22 protein-coding genes are annotated in these 23,530 nt (G+C 62.0%); 15 read left to right on the plus strand and 7 right to left on the minus strand.

Features of this window, described 5'->3' with window-relative positions; translation table 11 throughout:
* Positions 1-369 carry a hypothetical protein gene (locus BX591_RS14835; RefSeq protein ID WP_244146977.1) on the minus strand — a complete coding sequence of 123 codons (369 nt, stop codon included), beginning with the start codon at positions 367-369 and terminating at the stop codon, positions 1-3.
* Between BX591_RS14835 and BX591_RS36470 the strand changes: the two genes are divergently transcribed.
* The 3 genes from BX591_RS36470 to BX591_RS14850 are packed head-to-tail and all read left to right on the plus strand — an operon-like array spanning position 368 to position 2,112.
* The gene (locus BX591_RS36470; RefSeq protein ID WP_167444556.1) at positions 368-934 is read left to right on the plus strand and encodes a hypothetical protein; all 567 of its coding nucleotides are present in this window, start codon (positions 368-370) and stop codon (positions 932-934) included. The genes BX591_RS14835 and BX591_RS36470 overlap by 2 nt on opposite strands.
* 6 nt (positions 935-940) lie before the next feature.
* Positions 941-1,357, plus strand: a complete 417-nt coding sequence (locus BX591_RS14845) for a hypothetical protein (RefSeq protein WP_111932193.1) — start codon at positions 941-943, stop codon at positions 1,355-1,357.
* Positions 1,354-2,112 (plus strand): hypothetical protein, encoded by a 759-nt coding sequence (locus tag BX591_RS14850; protein WP_176343078.1) that lies wholly within the window; start codon positions 1,354-1,356, stop codon positions 2,110-2,112. Before BX591_RS14845 ends, BX591_RS14850 begins: the two co-directional genes overlap by 4 nt.
* Before the next feature lie 334 nt (positions 2,113-2,446).
* Here the strand turns inward: BX591_RS14850 and gyrB are convergent, their stop codons facing one another.
* The 3 genes from gyrB to dnaA form a co-directional block, all read right to left on the minus strand.
* A complete protein-coding gene (gyrB, locus tag BX591_RS14855) occupies positions 2,447-4,918 on the minus strand; it encodes a DNA topoisomerase (ATP-hydrolyzing) subunit B (protein ID WP_111932194.1) in 2,472 nt (823 codons plus the stop codon).
* A gap of 113 nt (positions 4,919-5,031) precedes the next feature.
* Positions 5,032-6,135, minus strand: coding sequence for a DNA polymerase III subunit beta (gene dnaN, locus BX591_RS14865; RefSeq protein WP_035554206.1), 1,104 nt, complete (start codon positions 6,133-6,135; stop codon positions 5,032-5,034).
* Positions 6,136-6,355: 220 nt separating this feature from the next.
* Positions 6,356-7,957 (minus strand): chromosomal replication initiator protein DnaA, encoded by a 1,602-nt coding sequence (dnaA, locus tag BX591_RS14870; protein ID WP_244146978.1) that lies wholly within the window; start codon positions 7,955-7,957, stop codon positions 6,356-6,358.
* 391 nt (positions 7,958-8,348) lie between these two features.
* Between dnaA and rpmH the strand changes: the two genes are divergently transcribed.
* From rpmH to yidC, 4 genes are all read left to right on the plus strand, one after another.
* Positions 8,349-8,483 carry a 50S ribosomal protein L34 gene (gene rpmH, locus BX591_RS14880; RefSeq protein ID WP_004198824.1) on the plus strand — a complete coding sequence of 45 codons (135 nt, stop codon included), beginning with the start codon at positions 8,349-8,351 and terminating at the stop codon, positions 8,481-8,483.
* Between the two features lie 14 nt (positions 8,484-8,497).
* Positions 8,498-8,998 carry a ribonuclease P protein component gene (locus tag BX591_RS14885; protein WP_420849377.1) on the plus strand — a complete coding sequence of 167 codons (501 nt, stop codon included), beginning with the start codon at positions 8,498-8,500 and terminating at the stop codon, positions 8,996-8,998.
* A gap of 104 nt (positions 8,999-9,102) precedes the next feature.
* Positions 9,103-9,333, plus strand: a complete 231-nt coding sequence (gene yidD, locus BX591_RS14890; RefSeq protein ID WP_081936011.1) for a membrane protein insertion efficiency factor YidD — start codon at positions 9,103-9,105, stop codon at positions 9,331-9,333.
* Positions 9,334-9,363: 30 nt separating this feature from the next.
* Positions 9,364-11,022, plus strand: coding sequence for a membrane protein insertase YidC (gene yidC, locus BX591_RS14895; protein WP_111932197.1), 1,659 nt, complete (start codon positions 9,364-9,366; stop codon positions 11,020-11,022).
* A 188-nt stretch (positions 11,023-11,210) separates the two neighbouring features.
* Here yidC and BX591_RS14900 read toward each other — a convergent pair whose 3' ends face one another.
* Together BX591_RS14900 and BX591_RS14905 are read right to left on the minus strand one after the other, a co-directional pair.
* Positions 11,211-11,618, minus strand: a complete 408-nt coding sequence (locus BX591_RS14900) for an XRE family transcriptional regulator (RefSeq protein ID WP_111932198.1) — start codon at positions 11,616-11,618, stop codon at positions 11,211-11,213.
* Positions 11,619-11,924: 306 nt separating this feature from the next.
* Entirely contained in the window at positions 11,925-12,341 is a 417-nt protein-coding gene (locus BX591_RS14905; RefSeq protein ID WP_111932199.1) for an XRE family transcriptional regulator, read from the minus strand.
* A 385-nt stretch (positions 12,342-12,726) separates the two neighbouring features.
* On the opposite strand from BX591_RS14905, the gene mnmE reads away from it, so the two are divergent.
* The 3 genes from mnmE to BX591_RS36475 all read left to right on the plus strand — a co-directional run bounded on the left by mnmE (position 12,727) and on the right by BX591_RS36475 (position 15,917).
* Positions 12,727-14,121 (plus strand): tRNA uridine-5-carboxymethylaminomethyl(34) synthesis GTPase MnmE, encoded by a 1,395-nt coding sequence (gene mnmE / locus BX591_RS14910; RefSeq protein ID WP_111932200.1) that lies wholly within the window; start codon positions 12,727-12,729, stop codon positions 14,119-14,121.
* 184 nt (positions 14,122-14,305) lie between these two features.
* Positions 14,306-15,508 (plus strand): tyrosine-type recombinase/integrase, encoded by a 1,203-nt coding sequence (locus BX591_RS14915; RefSeq protein ID WP_111932201.1) that lies wholly within the window; start codon positions 14,306-14,308, stop codon positions 15,506-15,508.
* Between the two features lie 247 nt (positions 15,509-15,755).
* Positions 15,756-15,917, plus strand: a complete 162-nt coding sequence (locus BX591_RS36475) for a hypothetical protein (RefSeq protein WP_167444558.1) — start codon at positions 15,756-15,758, stop codon at positions 15,915-15,917.
* An 84-nt stretch (positions 15,918-16,001) separates the two neighbouring features.
* On the opposite strand, the gene BX591_RS14920 is transcribed toward BX591_RS36475, so the two are convergent.
* Positions 16,002-16,352, minus strand: a complete 351-nt coding sequence (locus tag BX591_RS14920) for an ecotin precursor (RefSeq protein ID WP_111932202.1) — start codon at positions 16,350-16,352, stop codon at positions 16,002-16,004.
* 282 nt (positions 16,353-16,634) lie between these two features.
* On the opposite strand from BX591_RS14920, the gene BX591_RS14925 reads away from it, so the two are divergent.
* Genes BX591_RS14925 through BX591_RS14945 form a run of 5 tightly spaced genes read left to right on the plus strand, consistent with a single transcriptional unit; the run spans position 16,635 to position 23,521 of the window.
* Positions 16,635-18,266, plus strand: coding sequence for a methyl-accepting chemotaxis protein (locus BX591_RS14925; protein ID WP_176343079.1), 1,632 nt, complete (start codon positions 16,635-16,637; stop codon positions 18,264-18,266).
* 60 nt (positions 18,267-18,326) lie between these two features.
* Positions 18,327-18,791 (plus strand): chemotaxis protein CheW, encoded by a 465-nt coding sequence (locus BX591_RS14930; protein ID WP_111932203.1) that lies wholly within the window; start codon positions 18,327-18,329, stop codon positions 18,789-18,791.
* Positions 18,788-20,266, plus strand: a complete 1,479-nt coding sequence (locus BX591_RS14935) for a CheR family methyltransferase (RefSeq protein ID WP_111932204.1) — start codon at positions 18,788-18,790, stop codon at positions 20,264-20,266. The genes BX591_RS14930 and BX591_RS14935 overlap by 4 nt, the downstream gene beginning before the upstream one ends.
* The gene (locus BX591_RS14940; protein WP_111932205.1) at positions 20,259-20,972 is read left to right on the plus strand and encodes a chemotaxis protein CheW; all 714 of its coding nucleotides are present in this window, start codon (positions 20,259-20,261) and stop codon (positions 20,970-20,972) included. Before BX591_RS14935 ends, BX591_RS14940 begins: the two co-directional genes overlap by 8 nt.
* Entirely contained in the window at positions 20,969-23,521 is a 2,553-nt protein-coding gene (locus BX591_RS14945; protein ID WP_111932206.1) for a hybrid sensor histidine kinase/response regulator, read from the plus strand. The genes BX591_RS14940 and BX591_RS14945 overlap by 4 nt, the downstream gene beginning before the upstream one ends.
* Positions 23,522-23,530 lie beyond the last annotated feature (9 nt).

A 23,530-nucleotide genomic window follows, 5' to 3' on the forward strand; every position in this document is an offset into this window, starting at 1 on the left:
TCATGGCGTCAACGATGCGGGCACAAACAGGTCGTGCCCTGCTCTCGCACCGATAACTGCCAGTCGCCCGAGGTCTGCGATGCGGACCAGGCCGCCCCGCATCGCGCCATCAGGGAGCTGTTTCGCACCGACCAGTTCGACGCCGGGTAACAAGCGCGACAGCGCCGAGGACTTTGTACCCATGGCACGCGCCAGGTCTGCCAGCGGAACGTAGGCTTGCCGGAACTCCAGCAACTGTTGCGGCAGCACGACACGGCAAGGCTGGCCACGGCGCTGAATCCGTTCCGACGCCAGCATCCCTTCGTCCACCCAGTTCTGGATGGACTCCCATTTCCATCCGGTCGCTTTGGACAGTTGCTGAATCGACATGCCGGCCTCGAGCAGCGGCGTGCCGAAATACTGCGACACGTCTGTCGTCGTGGTTATCCGCACGGGACTCAAGCGAATCGAAGTTTGCATTGACCAGCCCGCTAAGGGCGTACGCGGATTTTTGGGGTCGGCCGTCCTGAGCGTCTTCGGGACCCTGTGTAACAATATTCCCGCGTTGAAGACCGCGTGGCAAGATGCACCCCATAACGTGTTCAAGGCAATCGGTGGAATCTATTTCCAGCAAGGTGAAGGTACGGTCCGGTCCCTGTCGTTCCGCACGCAAACGGGTTCACGCAAGCACGAGAAGATGATTAAGTCAGACGACGATTTGCGTTCCGAGAAGTTTCACAACGCTGGCGCGAAAGCCGTGAGCAACAAGCTTAGCCCTTACGAACTGACCGTAGATTGGGACCTGAAACTCCCCGCCGGACAAGTCGAGGTGACAATGAAAGCGTTGATTCGCGAGGTTTCTAGCCCCGCCCCTCAGCTGGACGGCTTCTATGTTACAGCCGACTCTACGCAGCTAATGGCGGTCGGCGTGAACAAAGTCCTGAAGTATCTTTGAGCGGCAATGGTTCCTGCAAACAAAGACGAGGCCTTGGCCGAACTTGCGCAGCTTTGGGGCGACCGCCCCGAGGCGCAGGTAGGCCATGTCATTCTCGATTTGGTTGCCGAGAATCTCGACAGCAAATTCCTCCCGCTTTCAGCTTTCTTCGAAGCAACCAATAGTGTGCGGTCAGAGGATAAGCTTACCGTGCTGAACGTAATTCATCTGTTCTCGGGCGCTGGCTTCCAGCTTCTAAAGCTGCAGTTCGAATACATCGACGAGGATGAGGACGATGTAATCCTACTCGACGAAGACGAGGCAAAAGCCGCGACGGAGCGCAACATAAATCCAGTCACTGGAGAACCAGACAGCGAACTCCGCACTAAGCTGTTCATGTGCTTCGCGCCGTCAGATGTTGCCCGGAGGGCCCTTAGAAAATGAATGGCCTGCCGAACGTATCATTCGAAGATTTCATGTTGATGGTGAAGGACAATCCAGTGCATCGGAATATGGTCCGCCAGCACCTTGTCAAAACATACGACGAGTTTATTGAAATCTTCAGTGAGATATTGGATTACGCAATTACTCGGCTGGAAGAAAATCCTCAGCATCATCAGAATGACAACGAAGACGCTTTGACCGAAAAGCTTGTTACGTCACTGAAGATGGCTGGTTACGACGCCACACATGGAACTGCGGGTGGTGGCAGCAAGGACCTCACAGTTAAATGGAAGAATCCTCAATGGACTTGGATTGGGGAGGCGAAGAAGTACAAGAGTCTGAACGATGTCCGTGAGGGGTTCTTGCAGCTAACGACGCGGTATCGCACCGCGAATCCCCTGTACACACGAGGTGCCCTGATTGCTTACACCTTCCGCCCGAAAGCTGCCGCGCTGCTTAAGGAATGGATGGATGAAGCTGCGAACGTGGCCAAGGATAAGAATGTACTGCTGGATAACTTTCGAGTCGAAGATTGCTCCCTTCGGCCTCAACTGGCCTACAACTCTTTTCATGACCATGTCGCCACCGGCCTGCCATGTCAAATTCGGCATATAGCGGTGGCTTTGTATCATCTTCCTAAAGATAAAAGCGGTCGCTCCGCAAAAAAGTACAAACAAAAGAACGACACCGGTCTTACCGACCCCAGCGACCCGTTGCAGCCCACACGAGTGGGTCGCAAAAAAGCATCCGTGTAACGAGGCAACATTTCCGCCGCGGCTATTCGAGCATCAGACCTACTATCGTACGCGGCAATCACCGACGTGCCACCTCCAGCAGTTACTGCTGCGGGCCACGTCCTTATCGAGCTTGAGCACAACGCAGCGTGGTTGCGCCCCGGCTCGAAAGACCTAGGCTCGCAACAATCCAGCCTCTTCGACCCGCACCGCTCGAATTCCCAGCACTGCCAGGTGACGAGCGCGCTCGGTCTCCAAGGTACCCGTTAATTCGAGCTATCAAAGAAAAAGACCCATGAGTTTCTCAACTCATGGGTCCCAGATTCTCAGGTTATGCGTTCAGCTACAAACAACATTAAACGTCAATATTCCCCGCCCTCAACGCATTCGACTCAATAAACGCTCGCCGCGGCTCCACATCATCCCCCATGAGCGTCGTAAAGATCCCATCAGCCGCAATAGCATCCTCAATCTGCACACGAAGAAGACGACGCACGGTCGGATCCATCGTCGTTTCCCAAAGCTGCCCAGGATTCATTTCACCGAGACCCTTATAGCGCTGCTTCGAGATATTCCGCTCGGCATCCGCCAGCAACCACTTCATCGCACTCTTGAAGTCGGTAACCGCCATACTCCGCTCACCGCGCTTGATCACCGCCCCGGCCTGGATCAACCCCTTAAACGTATTAGCCGTATTAAGCAGCTGTCGATAATCCGCGGTCAGCTGAAACTCTTCATCCAGCACAAAAATCTTTTGATTCCCGTGATGCGATCGCGCGATGCGCAGCGAGCGCAGTTCACGCACTTCGTCATACATTGTCGTCACGCGAACTTCAGGCTTCAGCGGCTCATCGCGCAACTTCGCTTCCATCGCGCGCGCGGATGCCTCGGCTGCTTCCTCACTGGACAGGTCCATCACCACCCCATCCATGACCGCTTCAAGTGCGCCGGCGTCATACAGCCGGCTCAACCGATTCACCACCGCCTGCGCGAGCAGATAGGCACGAGCCAACTCACCCAATGCATCGCCAGTAATCGGCGTAGCGCCTTCAGCCGGCACCAGTTCCGAGCCCTGCAACGCCAGCTTCAAAATGTGAGCATTAACCTCGGACTCATCCTTCAGATACCGCTCGTCCTTACCCGCCTTGATCTTGAACAGCGGCGGTTGCGCGATATAGATAAACCCACGCTCGATCATCTCCGGCATCTGACGATAGAAGAACGTGAGCAACAGCGTCCGGATATGCGCGCCGTCCACGTCAGCATCGGTCATGATGATGATGCGGTGATAACGCAGCTTCTCGAGGTTGTAATCGTCCTTGCCGATCCCACAGCCCAACGCGGTAATCAGCGTGACGATCTGTTCCGAAGAAATCAGCTTGTCGAATCGCGCCTTTTCAACGTTCAGCACCTTGCCGCGCAGCGGCAAAATCGCCTGAAACTTCCGATCGCGGCCTTGCTTCGCCGAGCCGCCCGCCGAGTCACCCTCGACGATATAAATTTCGGACTTCGCCGGATCCTTCTCCTGGCAATCCGCGAGCTTTCCAGGCAAGCCGACGCCGTCGAGCACGCCTTTACGACGCGTCATTTCCCGCGCCTTTCGAGCCGCATCCCGCGCGCGAGCCGCGTCGACGATCTTGCCGACAATGATCTTCGCGTCATTCGGCGTTTCGAGCAGGTACTCTTCGAGCGCCTTCGCGACCACATCTTCCACCGGCGCGCGCACTTCCGACGACACCAGCTTGTCCTTCGTCTGCGCGCTGAACTTCGGCTCCGGGACCTTCACCGACAACACGCACGACAACCCCTCGCGCATATCGTCACCCGACGTCTCGACCTTCGCCTTCTTCGCAATGTCGTGGTCGTTGATGTACTTGTTCAGCACGCGCGTCATTGCCGCACGCAACCCGGTCAGGTGAGAACCGCCGTCGCGCTGCGGAATGTTGTTCGTGAAGCACAGCACGTTTTCGTTGTAGCTGTCGTTCCACTGCATGGCGACTTCGACGGCAATGCCGTCCTTCTCGCCGCTCACGTGGAAAATATTCGGGTGCAGCACAGCCTTGTTCTTGTTGATGTACTCGACAAAGCCCTTCACACCGCCCACGAAAGCGAAATCTTCTTCCTTACCCGAACGCTGATCCGTCAAACGAATCCGCACGCCGTTATTCAGGAACGACAGTTCGCGAATCCGCTTGGCCAGAATGTCGTAGTGATATTCGACGTTGCCGAAAATCGTGTCGTCCGCCAGGAAGTGCACTTCGGTACCGCGGTTTTCGGTGTCGCCCGTCACCTGAATCGGCGACACGGCCACGCCATCGATTTCTTCGATGATGCGGTTTTGCGGCACGCCACGGTGAAACTCCATGAAATGCTTCTTGCCGTCGCGACGGATCACGAGGCGCAACCACGCCGATAGCGCGTTCACGCACGACACGCCCACGCCGTGCAAGCCACCGGACACCTTGTAGCTGTTCTGGTCGAACTTGCCGCCCGCATGCAGTTCGGTCATCACGATTTCGGCGGCGCTGCGCTTCGGATCGTGCTTGTCGTCCATCTTCAGGCCGGTCGGCACGCCGCGGCCGTTGTCGGTGATCGAGATCGAGTTGTCCGCGTGAATGATCACCTGGATATCGTTGCAATGCCCGGCCAATGCTTCGTCGATCGAGTTGTCGAGCACCTCGAACACGAGGTGATGCAAACCGGTGCCATCCGATGTATCCCCGATGTACATCCCCGGCCGCTTGCGCACCGCCTCCAGACCTTCGAGGATCTGAATGGACGAGGCGCCGTAGCTGTTGTCGGGTTGCGTATTGTTCGTTTCAGTCATGGATTTTTTCCGGTTCTGCGTTACTGCAAGGTTGCTGCTCGGGACTTTTCAAAACACCATAAAAACGCCAAAGGGGCACTGCGCCCCTTGGTGTCTTCTCGGTATTGGACGCGTTAGATGCGCATCGGCATCACTACGTATTTGAACTCGTCGTTCTCGGGAATCGTGATCAACGCGCTGGAGCTGGCGTCGCCCAGGCTCACTTGCAACATGTCGACCTTCAGGTTCGCGAGCACGTCGAGCAGATACGTGACGTTGAACCCGATATCGACGCTGTCGCCGTCGTACGCGATTTCCAGTTCTTCCTGCGCCTCTTCCTGATCGGCGTTGGTCGACATGATCTTCAACTGGCCCGGCTCGATAATGCAGCGCACGCCCTTGAATTTGTCCGACGTCAGAATCGCGGCGCGTTGCAGCGAGCGCTGCAGTTCTTCACGGCCGATCAAAAACTGATTCTTGTGCGATTTCGGAATCACGCGCTGAAAGTCGGGGAATTTGCCTTCCACCAGTTTCGACACCAGTTCGACCTGGCCGAACGTGAACTTCACCTGCGTTTGCGCGATGTCGATCTTCAGCGTGTCGTCGATGTCTTCCAGCAGGCGCTGCAATTCCAGAATCGTCTTGCGCGGAATAATCACTTCCTGACGTGCGAACGTGCCCTCGATCTTCATCGACGAGAACGCCAGACGGTGACCGTCGGTTGCAACCGCCATCAACTGGTCGCCGTCCACCACCAGCAGCATGCCGTTCAGGTAGTAGCGAATGTCCTGCTGGGCCATCGAAAAATGGACCATGCCGAGCAACTGGCGGAACGTCTTCTGGGGAACCACGAGGTTCGCGCCGTAGTCTTTAGCTTGCGCGACCGTCGGGAATTCGTCTGCGGCGAGCGTTTGCAGCGCAAAGCGGCTCTTGCCGGATTGCACGGTCAAACGCTTGTCGTTCAGCGTGAGCGTGACCTGCCCGTCGGGCATGGCGCGCAGAATGTCGAGGAGCTTTCTTGCTGCCACCGTGGTCGCCACCGAATCGCCGCCCACGCCGAAATCGGCACGCGTGGTGATCTGCAATTCGAGGTCGGTGGACAGGAACGACACGTCAGGGCCGTTCTTGGTAATCAGCAAATTGGCGAGGATCGGCAACGTATGGCGGCGTTCGACGATGCCGCTCACGGTTTGCAGCGGCCTGAGGAGGTTATCGCGTTCGGTCTTGACCAGTTGCATAGAGTTCCTTCGTTGATATAACGGCCTGCGCGCCTTGCCAGGCAAGCGTTCCAGCTCACAGCCGTGGCCCTCCGCCGGCGCCACGCAGCACCTGCCACAGCGTGAAACCCGCCCGCGGCCGCCGGGCGGTTAAACCTGTATTGTGCCTGAAAACAGAACCGCCTCACTAAAATGGGGGCGAGTCTGGAAATAAACAGGTCGTTTTTCCCAGTCGACTTGCTTAACCCTTGAGCGTCTGCTCCAGCACGTGCAATTCGTGGTTCAGTTGCGCGTCAGTGCCGCGTTCGGCTGCGATCTTGCGCACCGCGTGCAGCACCGTGGTGTGGTCGCGCCCGCCGAACAGCTCGCCGATTTCCGGCAAGCTCTTCTGCGTCAACTCTTTCGCCAGATACATCGCAATCTGCCGCGGCCGCGCGATGTTCGCCGGACGCTTCTTCGAATACATGTCCGCGACCTTGATGCTGTAGAAGTCCGCGACCGTCTTCTGGATGTTTTCCACCGAAATCTGCCGGTTCTGTACCGTCAACAGGTCTTTCAGCGCTTCCTTGGTCAGTTCGATCGTGATTTCGCGGCCGTGGAACTTCGAATACGCGAGGATCTTGCGCAGCGCGCCTTCCAGTTCGCGCACGTTCGAGCGCAAGTGTTTCGCGACGAAAAACGCGACGTCCTCGTTCAGGCTCACGAACTCCGATTGCGCCTTGCGCATCAGAATCGCGACGCGCATTTCCAGCTCGGGCGGCTCGATCGCCACCGTCAGCCCGGAATCGAAGCGCGAGATCAAACGGTCGTCGATGCCCGAGATTTCCTTCGGATACGTGTCGCTGGTGATGATCACCTGCGCCTTGTTCGCGACCAGCGCCTCGAACGCGTAGAAGAATTCCTCTTGTGTGCGCGACTTGCCCGAGAAGAACTGAATGTCGTCGATCAGCAGCAGGTCGAGCGAGTGGTAGTAGCGCTTGAAATCGTCGAACGCCTTGCGCTGGTAAGCCTTCACCACGTCGGACACATACTGTTCCGCATGGATATAGCGAATCCGCGCGCCGGCCTTGTCCATCAGCAGCTGGTTGCCGATCGCGTGGATCAGGTGGGTCTTGCCGAGGCCGACGCCGCCATACAGGAACAGCGGGTTGTACGAGATGCCGGGGTTGTCCGCGACCTGAATCGCCGCGGCGCGCGCCAACTGGTTGGCCTTACCGGTCACGAAGTTGTCGAAGGTCAGCACCGGGTTGAGCTTCGAGCGCTCGTACATCGAGTCGTTTTCGCCGTTGCCGTTCGAGCTCGCGCTCTGGCCCGGACGCCACGTGCGACGGGCGGCCGCGGCTTCGTTCGCGTCGAGGCTGGGCAGATCGAGGTCGGCGGCGTCTTCGGCGGCGGCGGAAGCCGCGCGCGCGTTCGCCTGTTGCTGCGCCGCGGCGTTCACCCCACCGGCGCGCGCGGCATGCGCCGCTTGCACGGCGCCGACGGCCGCGTCCACTGCGGCGCCACCGCCGGCATGGCCGCCCATCGGCGCGGATGAGGATGACACGGTGCGAGTCGAACCCGGCGACGACGTGGCCTGCGGCGCGCGCATGCCGGCTTTCGGGTCCAGAACAAATTGCACGTCGACCGGGGCTTGCCAGAAATCGCGGGCCATGTCTGCGATGCGGCCGGAGAACTGGCTCTTGACCCAGTCGAGTTTGAAACGGTTCGGCGCGGCGATGCTAAGCGTGTTCGCAGCGGCGTCGAAGGCGACCGGGGCCAACGGTTTGATCCACGTCACGAACTGCTGGGGCGTAAGCTCACGCTCCAGCAATGCGGAACAGTGTTGCCAGAAATCGTTCATCGAGTTGCTGTCGTTATGGTGTGCACGGCGGTCGCCGCTGCCCCTGTCGCGTGCGCGCAACAAGGCCCTGAGCAGCCAGGCGTAACGGCTCCAGGCGCTTGTGCCACAAGGGTTTGCGGGGCAAGCGAGCCGGAGCGGCGTGCAGGATTTTTGGGAAGTAAGGCGAGATTCTAACGCCAAATGCCACCCGAAAGGGAGTTATCCACAGGGACGGATCATCGGTCCGAGCCGGCGTCGTCGCAGGCTAGGGAGCGCTAAACTATTGACGGCCAACAGAAAACCGGTTTAAATAGCGGGTTCCGCGAAAACCAATTCTGTAAACCTCCGGCCATTGCCGCTTCAGCGATGATCGTGCGGTTATTTTTCGATCAGTCGATCAAGTGAGAGCAACATGAAACGTACTTACCAACCTTCCGTTACCCGTCGCAAGCGCACCCACGGCTTCCGCGTTCGCATGAAGACCGCAGGTGGCCGCAAGGTCATCAACGCACGTCGCGCGAAGGGCCGCAAGCGCCTCGCCATCTAAGGTTGGCGAGCGGATTGCACGCTCTGTCTGTGCCAACTGGCGAAGTCCGCGGCAATGCGGGAACGGTCGGAGCGACGCAACTGGGCTCGATTCCGTTGCGAGCGCAAGCCGCCTTCCCCAAAGCCGCAAGGCTACTGAAAACGGATGAATTTTCATCCGTTTTTCGTTTGCGCCCGTGGCGCCGCACCGCGCACTTCGTGGTGTACGGCCGGCCCACCGGCAACGACGCTCGCCTAGGCCTCGTGATCGGCAAGAAGTACGCGCCGCGCGCGGCCACGCGTAATCTGGTACGCCGAATCGCGCGGGAAGCCTTCCGGCTGCGTCGCGCGGAATTTGGCGGTTGGGATGTGCTGCTGCGCTTGCACACGCGCTTCGACAAGAAAGCTTTGCCGAGCGCTTCGTCGCCGCCGTTGAGGGCGTTGTGCCGCAGCGAAATCGAGGCGTTGCTCGACAAGGCAGCGCGCGAAATTGTCCGTCGACAGGCGCCGCCCGCGGAAGCGCCCCAAACGGAATGACGCTCAAGTGACCGCCCGTTGCGCCGCTTTGCGGCTCCCGCAGCCCTGCTGCGCGGGCATCACCCGGACCTCCACGTTGCGCGGCGCTGTTAGCCGCACCAGCCATGCAAACGGTACTCTTCGCTTTATTGCGTTTCTACAAGGTTGCCGTGAGCCCAATGCTCGGCAACCGGTGCCGTTTTTACCCTTCCTGCTCTGATTACGCGCGCGAAGCAATCCAGTATCATGGCGCCGCGCGCGGGACTTATCTCGCCGCCAGGCGTATTTGCCGTTGCCATCCGTTTTCCGCGGGCGGCATCGATCTCGTCCCGCCTCCCACTTCTGAAAAGCGCTGACGCGCCGTTCCATCGACACTGAGACAACGCATGGATATCAAACGCACCGTCCTATGGGTCATCTTTTTCATGTCAGCGGTCATGCTGTTCGACAACTGGCAACGCGACCACGGACGCCCGTCGATGTTCTTCCCGAGCCAGACGCCGACGCACACCGTCGGTAGCGCCGAACCGGGAACCACGACGCCGGGAACCCAGCCCGCCGATCTGCCGGCCACGAACGCAGCTGCTCCGGGCAACGCGCCGGCCGCCGCGCAATCGCAACTGATCAAGTTCAGCACCGACGTCTATAACGGCGAGATCGACACCCGCGGCGGCACGCTGTCGAAGCTGTCGCTCGTGAAGCAAGGCGACGGCAAGACGCCGGATCTGGTGATCACGCTGTTCGACCGCACCGCGAACCATACGTATCTGGCGCGCACGGGTCTGCTCGGCGGCGATTTCCCGAACCACAACGACATTTACACGCCGTTGCCGAACCAGCCGCACGATCTGACGGGCGACGAAAAATCGTTCCAGCTCAGCTTCGAATCGCCGGTGAAGGGTGGCGTGAAGGTCATCAAGACCTACACGTTCACGCGTGGCAGCTATGTGATCGGCGTCGACACGAAGATCCAGAACGTCGGCACCGCGCCGGTGACGCCGTCGGTCTACATGGAACTGGTGCGTGACGACCAGCCGGTGGAAACGCCGCGCTTCTCGCACACGTTCATCGGGCCGGCTGTTTACACCGACCAGCATCACTTCCAGAAGATGACGTTCAGCGACATCGACAAGAACAAGCAGGATTACGCGACCGCGGCCGACAACGGCTGGATCGCGATGGTCCAGCACTACTTCGCGTCGGCCTGGATTCCTCAGCAGGGCGTGAAGCGCGACATCTACGTCGAGAAGATCGATCCGGCGCTGTATCGCGTCGGCGTGAAGGAACCGGTGGCCACGATTGCCCCGGGCCAAACGGTCGATGTATCCGCGAAGCTGTTCGCCGGTCCGGAAGAAGAGCGCATGCTCGAAGGCATCGCGCCGGGCCTGGAACTGGTGAAGGACTACGGCTGGGTCACGATCATCGCGAAGCCGCTGTTCTGGCTGCTCGAGAAGATCCACAGCTATGTCGGCAACTGGGGCTGGTCGATCGTGCTGCTCACGCTGCTGATCAAGGCGGTGTTCTTCCCGCTGTCGGCCGCGAGCTACAAGTCGATGGCGCGCATGAAAGCGATCACGCCGCGCATGCAAGCGCTGCGCGAACGCTTCAAGGGCGATCCGCAGAAGATGAACTCGGCGCTGATGGAGTTGTACAAGACCGAGAAGGTCAATCCGTTCGGCGGCTGTCTGCCGGTCGTGATTCAGATTCCGGTGTTCATCTCGTTGTACTGGGTGCTGCTGTCGTCGGTGGAAATGCGCGGCGCGCCGTGGATTCTGTGGATTCACGATCTGTCGCAACAGGACCCGTTTTTCATTCTGCCGGTGCTGATGGCCGTCTCGATGTTCCTGCAGACGCGTCTGAACCCGACGCCGCCGGACCCGGTTCAAGCCAAGATGATGATGTTCATGCCGATCGCGTTCTCGGTCATGTTCTTCTTCTTCCCGGCGGGTCTGGTGCTGTATTACGTCGTGAATAACGTGTTGTCGATCGCCCAGCAGTACTACATCACGCGGATGATGGGTCAGTCGAAGACGAAAGCGGCCTGAGATCGGGTCTGACAATGGCGAGCAGAGCAGTCATGCGCTCGCTGTCGGCAAGACCGATTCACGTCGACGCCAACTGATCGCGGTACTGAAAACCGCTGCAGCGCGTAAAAAAAGAAAAGCCGCCCGGTGCAAACCGGGCGGCTTTTTTCATGCTTGGCGCGGCAAAGTTCGGCCGGCAAACGTCGCCGCTATTCTCCTGCCGCATCCTCGCCGTAAAAACGCACGATCATCTCCTCCACGAGGAACCGGTCTTTCGGCGTAAGCGACTCGATCTTCGACGCCAACTCGATCGTTTCAGGCGAAGGCGGATACTTCTCACCCCGCGCGAGCGGCCTGGCATTCGCGCCCGGCGCCGGGCCGTAATGAAGCCAATGCTCTTTCACGTTCAACCATTCGGCCAGCATGCGCAGTTTGTCCGGCTTCGGAATCGTGGTGCCCGATAGCCACTTGTGAGCGGCTTGCGTCGTAACCGGACGCTCCCCGTGATAACGAAGATTAAACTGCTCGGCGAGCTTGGTCCCGCCGCGGATTTTCAGCGGTTCTAGCAGGTCACGCAGCCTCTTGGCAAAGGCCGCTTTCTCTTGTTTGGTCGGCATGGGCCAGATTGTGCAATTCAGCGTCTAACCAGTTGACAACCATATGGGCTATGATTTAGCGTATTTGAGCTAGATTTAGCTTGTATCCCGCGCCACACAGGCCGCTTCACCGAATGCGAAATTTTTGATTTTTCTTTATGTGGCGGGCGCAGCAGCGGCGCTACGGTTGTAGAAGTCTTAATTTGTCTCAAGAATCGCAGTAACAATCCTAGCTTAGTTGAGATAAATCCGAATCGCTGAGATAAAGCGGCGCCTCAGGCCAAAAGCAGGGAGAGACGAGCCACTACACTCGCACCCTGCCGCGCGCTACGTCCCACTCTCACCCTCTTCCGCCTCTTCTCCGTAAAACCGCACGATCATCTCCTCGACCAGAAATCGATCCTTCGGATTCAGCGCGCCGATCTTCGAAGCCAGCTCGATGATTTCGGGCGACGGCGGATACTTCTCCTCGCGTGCGAGCGGCTTCGCGGCCATACCTGGCGACGGTCCATAGCGAAGCCAATGTTCGGTCACCAGCAGCCACTCGGCTAACGTGCGCAATTTGTCGGGCATCGGAATGGTGGTGCCCGAGTGCCACTTATGCGCGGTTTGCGGCGTCACGGGTTCGCCACGATAGTGTTTGTTGAATTCCTTGGCGAGCCTGGTCCCACCGCGAATCTTGAGCGGTTCCAGCAGGCCCTTCAGTCTCTTGGCGAAGGCGGCTTTTTCTTGTTTGGTCGGCATGCGCCGGATTGTGCAATTCGGCGTCCATTCTGTTGACAACCCGGCGGGCTATGACGTGGCGTAATTGAGATAAATTTAGCTTGTCTCCCGCTAGGCGCAACGCGTTTCATCGATTTCAATTTTTTCGATCTTTTCCTTACTGGATGGACCTTCAGGCGATCCGGCCAGCCTATGCGCTCCTAATTATTCTCATAACCGAGCGCCACATTCCTAGCCTAATTGAGATAAGTCTAGGTCGACGGGGTAAAGTGATCGATGCCGCGCGCCACTTTAGCGGCAAGCCACCCGTCTCAAACGCCGGCAAACGCTCGCGTTACAATGCCTCGCGCCGCGGCGGCCAGCGCTATACCGCGCCGCCCTTCCCCCGTTTTCTGCCCGACACCCCATGCTCACCACCGATTCCGATCCCATCGTCGCCATTGCCACCGCACCCGGTCGAGGCGGCATCGGTGTCGTGCGGATTTCGTTTGGCCGCGCTGGAGAAGCGGCGGCCCAGCCGCTGATGCAGGCGCTCACCGGTCAAACCCTCGCGCCGCGTCACGCGAGCTACGTGCCGTTTCTCGATGGCAGCGGCAACGTGCTCGACCGCGGCATCGCGCTGTACTTTCCGGCGCCGCACTCTTACACCGGCGAACACGTGCTCGAACTTCAAGGCCACGGCGGTCCGGTCGTGCTGCAACTCGTGCTGCAGCGTTGCGTCGACGCCGGCCGCGCGTTCGGCCTGCGTCTCGCGGAACCGGGCGAATTCACGCGCCGCGCGTTCCTCAATGACAAGCTGGACCTGGCGCAAGCCGAAGCCGTCGCCGATCTGATCGAGGCCAGCACCGAAGCCGCCGCGCGTTCGGCCGGCCGTTCGCTCGACGGCGCGTTTTCGCGCGACATCCACGCGCTGGTCGAAGACGTGATTACGCTGCGCATGCTGGTCGAAGCCACGCTCGATTTTCCGGAAGAAGAAATCGACTTCCTCGAAGCCGCCGACGCCCGCGGCAAGCTCACCCGGATTCGCGAGCGCCTCGCGCACGTGCTGCGCGAAGCGCGCCAGGGCGCGCTGCTGCGCGAGGGCTTGTCGGTGGTGCTGGCGGGGCAGCCGAACGTCGGCAAGTCGTCGTTGCTGAACGCGCTGGCCGGCGCGGAACTGGCGATCGTCACGCCGATCGCCGGCACGACGCGCGACAAGGTCGCGCAAACCATCCAGATCGAAGGTATTCCGCTGCACGTGATCGACACGGCGGGCCTGCGCGATACCGAGGACGAAGTCGAAAAGATCGGCATTGCGCGCACCTGGAGCGAGATCGAACGCGCGGACGTGGTGTTGCATCTGCTCGATGCACGCATCGGCATGACCGCCGAGGACAAAACGATCGCCGACCGCTTTCCGCGCGGCGTGCCGGTAGTACGCGTGCTGAACAAGACCGACCTGACCGGCCTTGCGCCGGCAAAGCAAGCCCTCGACGTCGACGCCGAACTCAGCGAGGTGCGGCTGTCGGCGAAACAGGGCGACGGCGTGGCGCTGTTGCGTCACGAGTTGCTGCGCATTGCCGGCTGGCAAGCCGGCGCGGAGAGCGTTTACCTGGCACGCGAGCGCCATCTGATCGCCCTGCGTGCCGCCGAGGAGCATCTCGCGACGGCGGCCGCCCACGCGGACCAGAACTCGCAGGCGTTGGATCTGTTTGCCGAAGAACTGCGGCTCGCCCAGGATCAGCTGAATTCGATCACGGGCGAATTCAGTTCGGACGATCTTCTCGGGGTGATTTTCAGCCGGTTTTGTATCGGGAAGTAGCGGGCACCCGGTTTTTTCGGCAGATTCATGAAATACCGCTTCAAAATAGGCTTTTTGAATCAGCCATCCTATTCTGAACGGCCACCTTCAAGTCACCTCTGTAGTACCAAATTAGACGGATTCTTTGGTACACAGCGAGCATAAGCGCTAAAATCCCTGCTGCCCACCTACCCGCGATCCCAGCATGCCCCGACTCGCCGTCCCGCTCACCGAAAGCCAGATTCGTGCGCTCGAACCACGCGCCACCCGTTATTGCGTGGCGGACGGCAACGGCCTCGTCATCGAAGTCATGACGACCGGCACCAAGGTCTGGCGCTTCCGCTATTCGCTGAACGGCCGCCGGCAGCCGCTCGCCACGATCGGCGACTATCGGATGATCTCGCTGCGCGTCGCGCGCGCCAAGGCGCAGAAATATGCGGAAATGGTGGCGCAAGGCGTCTCGCCGGTCGCGACGGCGCGCCGGGACCGGGGCGCCGAAAGCAAGGCCGACGTGTTGCGCGAAGCCGCCGAGTTGTACCTCGCCACGGAAATGGCGGCCAAATCGGCCGAGTATCGCCGCACCACCCGTCGCGCGCTCGACAAGGACGTGTTACCAGCCATCGGCGGCATGGCGATCAAAGCGGTGACGGCTGACGACGTCGTGGCAATCTGCGAGCGCATCAAAAGCCGGGGCTCGCCGAAAATGGCGCTGCACACGCGCAACGTGATCAAGCGTCTCTACGCGTATCTGATCGCCCGGCAACTCGCCACCGGCAATCCGGCCGACGTCGTTCCGGCGCGCTCCATCGCCACGTTCGACAGCCGTACCCGCGTGCTGTCCGGCGACGAGATCGGCGTCATGCTGCGCGCTATCGACGCGTCGAGCATTCGCCGTCCGCTGAAACTGGCGCTGCATCTACTGGTGCTGACGATGGCCCGTAAATCGGATCTGGTGGAAGCACGCTGGGACGAATTCGACCTGGACCGCGCGTGCTGGACGATACCCGCCACACGTCTGAACAAAGAGCAGGACCAGCTGGTGCATCTGCCGCATCAGGCCGTGTCGATACTGCGCGAGCTTCAGCATGCCAGGGCGAATGGAAACTTCGTATTCCCGAGCGTCAGAGGCGGCGACCGGCCCATTGCCAGGAGCACGCTGAATCAGGCGATCAAGGCGCTGGGGCTGGAGGTGGAGCATTTCGTTCTACATGACTTCCGGCGCACGGCGGCCGCGCATGTGCGGAACATGACGCAAACGGCCGACGCCGCCAATGAAACCGCGTCGCCGGCATCCGCCGAAACTGCGGGTCAGGACGTGGACCAGGATGCGGCGCACCAGCGTGCGCGCGTGCAGAGCTGGGCAGACTTCGTCGAATCGCACATCGAGAGCGGCCGGAAAACCGGCTGAGCAGCGTCTAACGATCGACGCTTCCGGCTCGACACCCGCTTCGAGAAACCTCAACCAAGTCGTCTTTTTGGTACACAAGACCCAAAACACCCGACTTAAACCATTATCACAAAAAGGAAATTACCTTCTTCGCGGCGTTTCAAAAGGTGAGAGGAATAGGACGCCCCCACGCACATCACTTCGCCCTTCTTTCCCGCGATTCATCGCCTAAACTGAAAGTCCGACGCAACCCGATACGGGGGCTCCCATGTCTGAATCATTGTTGGCTTATTTGCTGGGACCCGTTGTCATGCTGCTGGTCGGCGTGGTTATCTGGGCGGCGTCCCACTATCACCACAAGACCAGGCCGCCACGGTTCGAGCGCTGGCTCGACACGCACTATGCGGAGTGGCTGCATCACCGGCACTAAGCGGCATAGGAAACAAAAAGCCGTCGCTTCAACAAAGCGACGGCTTTTTCATGCTCGTACGGCGCGCGTCGAGCACGCCCACGCTCACCAACCCGGCTGAGGCTGCGGATAGCCCGGATACCCGTATTGCGCTTGCGGCGGCGGCGCTTCGCACGCGACATAGCCACCGCTGTAGCGGTCATAGCAGTATCCCGGCGGTGGCCCCGCATAGGCGGGCGCGGGCTGATACGCCGGCTGCGCATACACAGGCTGCGCGTAGACCGGTTGCGGGTAAGCCACCACCGGCGCCGGATTCAACGCCGAGGTCACCACCGCGCCCAGCAAGGCGCCGCCGATCAGCGCACCGACCACGTCGCCGCCATTGCCATGAGCCGAGGCTTGCCCCGCCACGCTCAGACTCCCAATCATCACCAACGCCACTGCGATCTTTTTCATGTTCGACTCCCGCCGTTGAGGCATGGAACGGATTGTGGCGGGCGCGGGCAGAAATAGATGCTGCAAGTGGTAACCGGACATTACCCGTGTAACCGCCGTGCGCCGTACGATTGCCGCAAGTCCCAGCGTCGACGAGATCAGCCCCCCAATCCACCGATCAATGTAAAATTCGCCGCGTAAGCCGTCGGATCGATCCGGCGACCCGCAAAGCTTTCCGATCCCTCGATCCGGGACATTCCACGTCGACTAACCGGGTTCGAGACCAAGCCAAAAGTAAGGGGCGTGCGCGTGAAACAATGGACCATCCGGCAACGGATTCTGTGCAGCTTCGGGATCGTGCTGATCGTGATGCTGACAATGGCGATCGTCACTTTCGAACAGCTCGGCGGCATCGACCGCAACGCGAAGAGCCAGCAGCAGGACTCGATGCCCGGCCTCTACTACGCCACCGCCATGCGCGCGGCGTGGTTCGAGAACTACTCCGTCACACAGCGCCTGATCTACGTCGACGCGGACCCCGATACGGTCAAGCGCGACACCACGCGGCTGCAGGAAACCCAGCAGACCCTCCAGAAGCTGCTCAACGACTACAGCGCGACCATCTTCCGCGAAGTCGACCGTGAGCTCTTCAACGATTTCCGCCAGCAACAGGCGCAGTATTTGCCGATCCAGGCGTCGTTACTGAACGTCCTGCCGGGTTCGAAAGACAACGCCGCGCGCATCTTCAACACGCAACTCACGCCGATCTGGGAAACCGGCCGGCTGTCGGTGCGCAAGCTGGTCGACAACAACAAGAGCTACGCGGACGCGTCCGCCGAAAGCATTCGCGGCTCGGTCGAAGCCACCCGCATCGTACTGCTCGTCATGCTGCTGCTCGCCGCGGCCGTCGCCGTGCTGTCCGGCTACTGGCTGCTGCGCGCCGTCACCACGCCGATGGCCAAGGTGCTGCAGGTCGTCGACATCATGCGCACGGGCGACCTGACGCAACGCCTGCAACTGAACCGCGCGGACGAAATCGGCGCGCTCGAAACGGGCTTCAACCGCATGACCGACGAAATCACCGCGCTGGTCGGCCAGGCGCAGAAATCGGCGGTGCAGGTCACCACGTCGGTGACGGAAATCGCCGCGACCTCGCGCGAACAGCAGGCCACGGCGAACGAAACCGCCGCCACCACCACCGAGATCGGCGCCACCTCGCGCGAGATCTTCGCGACATCGCGCGATCTGCTGCGCACCATGAACGAAGTCTCGGAAGTCGCCGGCCAGTCGGCGGCGCTCGCGGGCACCGGTCACGCCGGTCTCGCGCGCATGGAAGAAACCATGCGCCTCGTGATGGAAGCGGCCGGCTCGGTCAACGCGAAGCTCGCGATCCTCAACGAGAAAGCCAGCAACATCAACCAGGTCGTTGCCACCATCACCAAGGTCGCGGATCAGACCAACCTGCTATCGCTGAACGCGGCGATCGAAGCGGAAAAAGCCGGCGAATACGGCCGCGGCTTCGCGGTCGTGGCGACCGAAATTCGCCGCCTCGCCGATCAGACCGCGGTTGCGACCTACGACATCGAACAGATGGTCAAGGAGATCCAGTCGGCGGTGGCCGCGGGCGTGATGGGCATGGACAAGTTCTCTGAAGAAGTGCGGCGCGGCATGCTCGACGTGCAGAACGTGGGCGGCCATCTCACGCAGATCATCCAGCAGGTGCAGCAACTCGCGCCGCGCTTCTCGATGGTCAACGAAGGCATGCAGACCCAGGCGACCGGCGCCGAGCAGATCACCCAGGCGCTGACGCAGCTTTCCGAGGCCGCGCAGCAAACGGCGGAATCGCTGCGCCAGTCGACCCAGGCGATCGACGATCTGACGCACGTCGCCAACAGTCTGCGCACCGGCGTGTCGCGCTTCAAGGTCACGGCCTGACGCGCGGCAGCCCGCGCAACGAAGCCAGACACCGTCCCCGTCCCGCCACCGCCCACGCCGATGCTCTTCATCCTCTTCACGCTCGATAGCGAACGCTACGTGATCGACGCGACGCAGGTGGAGCGTCTGATGCCGCTCACGCCGCAGTCGCCGCCGAAGAGAATCCCCGGTGCGCCGTCATGGGTCGCCGGCGTGCTGGACCACGAGGGCGCGCCGCTGCCGCTGATCGATCTGCCGGCGCTCGCGCTCGGCCGTCCCGCCGCGCAACTCATGTCGACGCGCGTGGTGCTGGTGCGCTATCCGTACGCAGGCAGCGTGCGCCTGCTTGCATTACTGCTCGAAGGCGCGACCCGCACGCTGCGTCTGGAGGCCGACGCGTTCCACGACGCCGGCATCGACCTGCCGCACGCGCGCTATCTCGGCCCGGTCGCGAGCGAGGCCGGCGGTCTGGTGCAATGGATTCGCGTCGAGCATCTGTTGCCGGACGACGTGAAAGCGCTGCTGTTTCCCGAGGCGCACGCATGAACGCGCACCACGACAATGCGCCGCTGTACCGACGCTTCGCCGAATTGCTGCATCGGGCCATGGGACTCGACGCGGCGTCGCTCGGCCATAGCGCGATCGAGCGCGCGGTCGACCGGCGCGCCGCGGCGTGGTACGCGGACGGTCACGCCGACGCCACGCTCGCCGACTACTGGAACGCGGCGCTCGCGTCGCCGGCCATCGTGCAGGCGCTGATCGAAACCGTGGTGGTGCCGGAGACCTGGTTCTACCGCGACGCCGACGCGTTCAAGGCCCTCGCGCGGCTCGCGCACGAGCGCTTGTATGAACGCGGCAACGCGCTGCCGCTGCGCATTCTGAGCCTGCCGTGCTCGACCGGCGAAGAGCCGTACACGATCGCGATGAGCCTGCTCGATGCGGGCATCGACGCCGCCCAGTTGCGCATCGACGCGATGGATATCAGCGAACGATCGCTCGCCGTCGCGCAACGTGCGCACTACGGCCGCAATTCGTTTCGCGGCAACGCGTTTCCGTTTCGCGACGCGCACTTTACGCGCACCGAAGACGGCTGGCGTCTCGCGCCGCGCATCGTCGATACGGTGCGATTCTCGCGCGCCAATCTGATGCAGCTCGACACGGCGGCGCTGGGCGTCTACGACTTCGTGTTCTGCCGCAACGTGCTGATCTACTTCGACCGTGAGGCGCAGCAAACCGCGTTGCAAGCGCTCAATAACGTTCTTGCCGAAAACGGCACGCTGTTCGTCGGTCCGGCGGAAACCGGGCTGCTGATGCGTTACGGCATGCAGTCCGCGAAGATCCCGCTGGCGTTCGCCTTCCATCGCGCGGCGTCCGGCGAAACGCCGTTGAACGGCTGGCACACCGCGCCGCTCGCCACCGCGGCCGCGCTCGCCATGACACCCACACCGGTACCCGCGCTTGCGCCCTTGCAGGTGTTCTCCGCGGAGCCGTTCGCGTGGCCCGATCCGGTTGCACGCGCATCGCTCAATGGCGCCGCGCCTCAGGCGGCGTTCAACGGCAGCAGCGCCGCTGGGCCCACCACGGCGCTCAGCGACGCAACGCTGTACGCGCCGCTTCACGGCCATTCGCTGCCGGCACTGAAGCCAATGACTTCAGCGCCAACGCACCACGCGTTGCCACCAACCGTCGCCACGCCGATCAACGCCGCCCGCGACAGTCTGGACGCCGCGCACGCGCTCGCCAATGCCGGCCGTCTCGCGGAAGCCGCCACGGCGATTAACGTTTATCTGGAGCAACACGCGCCGCACGCGGACGCGTTTTATCTGCTCGGCGTCCTGGCCGATGCCAACGGCGAAACGAACCTCGCGCGCGGCCACTATCGCAAGGCGCTCTATCTCGATCCGCAGCACACGGAAGCGCTTGCCCATCTGGCCACGCTGCTCGAACTCGAAGGCGACCGCAATGGCGCGCGTCTGCTGATGCAACGCGCGTCGCGCACACAGGGAGCGTCACGTGGTTGATACGCAGACGATCGGTTTCGACGATTGCTGGAACCGCATCGGCGTGCGCGGCGATTCGTCGTGCGAGCGTCTCGACGAGTATGTTCGCTGCCTGAATTGCCCGGTGTTCGAAGCGGCTGCGGCCCGATTGCTGGAGCGGCCGATTCCGCGCGTCGATCTCGCGCGGCATGAAGCTCGCGTGCCGGGTCAGACACGCTCAACGCACGAAGGGCAAAGCGCGAGCGAATCCTTCCTCGTCTTTCGTATCGGCGACGAATGGCTGGCGCTGCCCACGCCGATCTTCAAGCGCATCGTGCAGACGCGGCCGATCCATACGTTGCCGCATCGGCAGCATCGCGCGGTATTGGGCGTGGTGAATGTGCAGGGCGAGTTGCTCGTGTGTATGTCGCTCGCGCATCTGCTCGGTTTCGATGCCGGCGGCGCTGCACAAGGCAACCGCGAAAAACACGACAAGCGCGACGAACGCACGCGGCAAGACCTGCCACGTCTGCTGGTGATCTCGCGCGGCGAGGAACACGCGGTGTTGCCGGTCGATCAGGTCGACGGCGTGCACCGGATCGCGCTCGACAGTTTCTGCCCGCCGCCCGCCACGCTGTCGCAAGCGGCCGCCGCGCACACGCGCGCGGTCGCGCCGTGGCGCGGCATGAGCGTCGGCCTGCTCGACGCCGACGCGCTATTCGACACCTTGAACCGGAGTCTCGGATGACGGACGACCCGCGCCGCCCGTCGCTGATCGATCTTTTCCGCGAAGAAGCGCGGACTCAGGCGCGTGTGCTGAACGACGGCCTGCTTGCGCTCGACCGCGCGCCGCGCGACGCCGCCGCGCTCGAAGCCTGCATGCGGGCCGCGCATTCGCTGAAGGGCGCGGCGCGGATTGTCGGCGTGCAGGTCGGCGTCGAACTCGCGCACGAGATGGAGGAGTGTTTCGTCGCCGCGCAGGACGGGCGCGCGTTGCTCGACGCGGCGTGGATCGACGAGTTGCTGCGTGGCGTGGATATCATCGCGCGCATCGGCAATGACGAGGATGAATCGTCGCGCGATGCGGTCAGCAACTGCGTGGCGGCATTGCATACGCGGATGGCGAGTGTGCCGCCGCATGGGGCGACGACGCGGGGGGGATTTGCGCTAAGTACCGACTCGGCGTCGGTTGCCGGCGCCACGGCCGCTTCCGGTTCCACGCCCGCGATGTCCGCCACGCCTGCGGCATCCGCATCGAGCACCACGACACCATCAACCGCTGCCGGCAACACAGCCCCCGCCTTCGACCCCGACGCCGCGTTCAACCTGCTGGCCGAAGCGCTGCGCGCTGAAGCGAAGTTGAGCGCGTCCGCACCTGCGAACGCACCTGCAACTGCGGCCGCACCCGAAGATCCAACAATCGCCCTGCCGCCTTCTGCGTCCTCGGCGGCCGTCGAGACCATCGCCGGCAACGCCATCACCGCGCAGCCCGCAACACCCGCCGCGAACGCCGCGCCCACTGCGACTACTGCAACCACCACCACCGAATCCGGCCGCATGCTGCGCGTCCGCGCCGACAACCTCGACCGCCTGCTGTCGCTGTCCGGCGAATCGCTGGTCGAATCGCGCTGGCTGAAACCCTTCGCGCAATCGATGCTGCGCATCAAACGGGTCCATCGCGACGGCACCCGCGCGCTCGACCAACTGCACGAAACGCTCGCCGACCTCAAGCTCGACCCGCGCGCCCAGGCCGCGCTCGAAGAAGTGCGCCGTCTCACCGCCGAATCGCAGCACCTGCTTGCCGAGCGGCTAGCCGATCTCGAAAGCTTCGACCGTCGCTCGACCCACCTGTCGCAGCAACTCTACGACGCCGCGCTGCAATGCCGGATGCGCCCGTTCGGCGACGGCACCGGCGGACTGGCGCGAATGGTGCGCGACGTAGCGCGTTCGCTCGGCAAAAAGGTGCGCTGGCAACTGGTCGGCGAATCGACTCAGGTGGACCGCGACATTCTCGATCTGCTCGAGGCGCCGCTCGGCCATATGCTGCGCAACGCGCTCGACCACGGCATCGAAGCGCCCGCGGTCCGCCTTGCGCGCGGCAAGCCGGAAGAAGGCACGCTCACGCTCGACGCACGCCACACTGCCGGCGCGCTGCTCATCACCGTCTCCGACGACGGCGCGGGCATCGACCTCGACGCGTTGCGTGCGTCGATCGTGCACAAGAAACTGGCGAGCGACGAAACCACCGCGCGTCTGTCCGAAGCCGAACTGCTCGAATTCCTGCTGCTGCCCGGCTTCTCGCTGCGCGACCAGGTGACCGATCTGTCCGGCCGCGGCGTCGGACTCGACGCAGTGCACGACGTCGTCAAACGCGTGCGCGGCACCGTGCGCATCACCCATGAACCCGGCCTCGGCACGCGCGTGCAACTGCAGTTGCCGCTCACGCTGTCGGTGATACGCAGCCTGTTGGTCGAAGTCGCGGGCGAACCGTACGCGGTACCGCTCGCGCACGTGAATCGCACGCTGAACGTGAACCGCGCGGAGATCGAACTACTCGAAGGCCATCAGCACATCGCTTTCGCCGGCCAGCGCATCGGCGTCGTCACCGCGCATCAGATTCTGGACACGGCACCGCCCGCCGATCAAAGCGACGCCGTCAGCATGATCGTGATCGGCGACGGTCCGCACACGTACGGCGTGGTGGTCGACCGGTTTCTCGGCGAGCGCATGCTGGTGGTGCAGCCGCTCGACCCGCGGCTCGGCAAGGTCCGCAATATCACCGCCGGCGCGTTGATGGAAAACGGCGACCCGGTGCTGATCGCCGACGTCGACGACTGGTTGCGTTCGGTCGAACGGCTCGTCGCGGGCGGCGATCTGAAGCACACGCAACACGGCGTCACGCAGGTCGCACAACGCACCACCCGCCGCGTGCTGGTGGTCGACGACTCGCTCACCGTGCGCGAACTCGAGCGCAAGCTGCTGGCCACGCGCGGCTACGACGTGACGATCGCCGTCGACGGCATGGACGGCTGGAACGCCGTGCGCGGCGAGCGCTTCGACCTCGTGATTACCGACATCGACATGCCGCGCATGGACGGCATCGAACTCGTCACACTGATCAAGCGCGACCCGCAGTTGCAGTCGCTGCCGGTGATGATAGTTTCCTATAAAGATCGCGAAGAAGACCGTCGCGCCGGCCTGAACGCCGGCGCCGACTACTATCTGGCGAAAGGCAGTTTTCACGACGAAGCACTACTCGATGCGGTGCGTGATCTGATTGGCGAAGCTTACGGCTAAGCCCGGGGG

The organism is Paraburkholderia bryophila (assembly GCF_003269035.1).
GTDB classification, from domain to species: Bacteria; Pseudomonadota; Gammaproteobacteria; order Burkholderiales; family Burkholderiaceae; genus Paraburkholderia; species Paraburkholderia bryophila.

Coding starts and splice junctions, on each gene's coding strand:
- mnmE (WP_111932200.1), top strand. CDS start 12,727: ATGCTCACCACCGATTCCGATCCCATCGTCGCCATTGCCACCGCACCC.
- yidD (WP_081936011.1), top strand. CDS start 9,103: ATGCAAACGGTACTCTTCGCTTTATTGCGTTTCTACAAGGTTGCCGTG.
- BX591_RS36475 (WP_167444558.1), top strand. CDS start 15,756: ATGTCTGAATCATTGTTGGCTTATTTGCTGGGACCCGTTGTCATGCTG.
- BX591_RS14915 (WP_111932201.1), top strand. CDS start 14,306: ATGCCCCGACTCGCCGTCCCGCTCACCGAAAGCCAGATTCGTGCGCTC.
- BX591_RS14905 (WP_111932199.1), bottom strand. CDS start 12,341: ATGCCGACCAAACAAGAAAAAGCCGCCTTCGCCAAGAGACTGAAGGGC.
- gyrB (WP_111932194.1), bottom strand. CDS start 4,918: ATGACTGAAACGAACAATACGCAACCCGACAACAGCTACGGCGCCTCG.
- BX591_RS14920 (WP_111932202.1), bottom strand. CDS start 16,352: ATGAAAAAGATCGCAGTGGCGTTGGTGATGATTGGGAGTCTGAGCGTG.
- dnaA (WP_244146978.1), bottom strand. CDS start 7,957: ATGAACGATTTCTGGCAACACTGTTCCGCATTGCTGGAGCGTGAGCTT.
- BX591_RS14900 (WP_111932198.1), bottom strand. CDS start 11,618: ATGCCGACCAAACAAGAGAAAGCGGCCTTTGCCAAGAGGCTGCGTGAC.
- BX591_RS14935 (WP_111932204.1), top strand. CDS start 18,788: ATGAACGCGCACCACGACAATGCGCCGCTGTACCGACGCTTCGCCGAA.
- BX591_RS14850 (WP_176343078.1), top strand. CDS start 1,354: ATGAATGGCCTGCCGAACGTATCATTCGAAGATTTCATGTTGATGGTG.
- BX591_RS14845 (WP_111932193.1), top strand. CDS start 941: ATGGTTCCTGCAAACAAAGACGAGGCCTTGGCCGAACTTGCGCAGCTT.
- dnaN (WP_035554206.1), bottom strand. CDS start 6,135: ATGCAACTGGTCAAGACCGAACGCGATAACCTCCTCAGGCCGCTGCAA.
- BX591_RS14945 (WP_111932206.1), top strand. CDS start 20,969: ATGACGGACGACCCGCGCCGCCCGTCGCTGATCGATCTTTTCCGCGAA.
- BX591_RS36470 (WP_167444556.1), top strand. CDS start 368: ATGCCGGCCTCGAGCAGCGGCGTGCCGAAATACTGCGACACGTCTGTC.
- yidC (WP_111932197.1), top strand. CDS start 9,364: ATGGATATCAAACGCACCGTCCTATGGGTCATCTTTTTCATGTCAGCG.
- BX591_RS14835 (WP_244146977.1), bottom strand. CDS start 369: ATGTCGATTCAGCAACTGTCCAAAGCGACCGGATGGAAATGGGAGTCC.
- BX591_RS14930 (WP_111932203.1), top strand. CDS start 18,327: ATGCTCTTCATCCTCTTCACGCTCGATAGCGAACGCTACGTGATCGAC.
- rpmH (WP_004198824.1), top strand. CDS start 8,349: ATGAAACGTACTTACCAACCTTCCGTTACCCGTCGCAAGCGCACCCAC.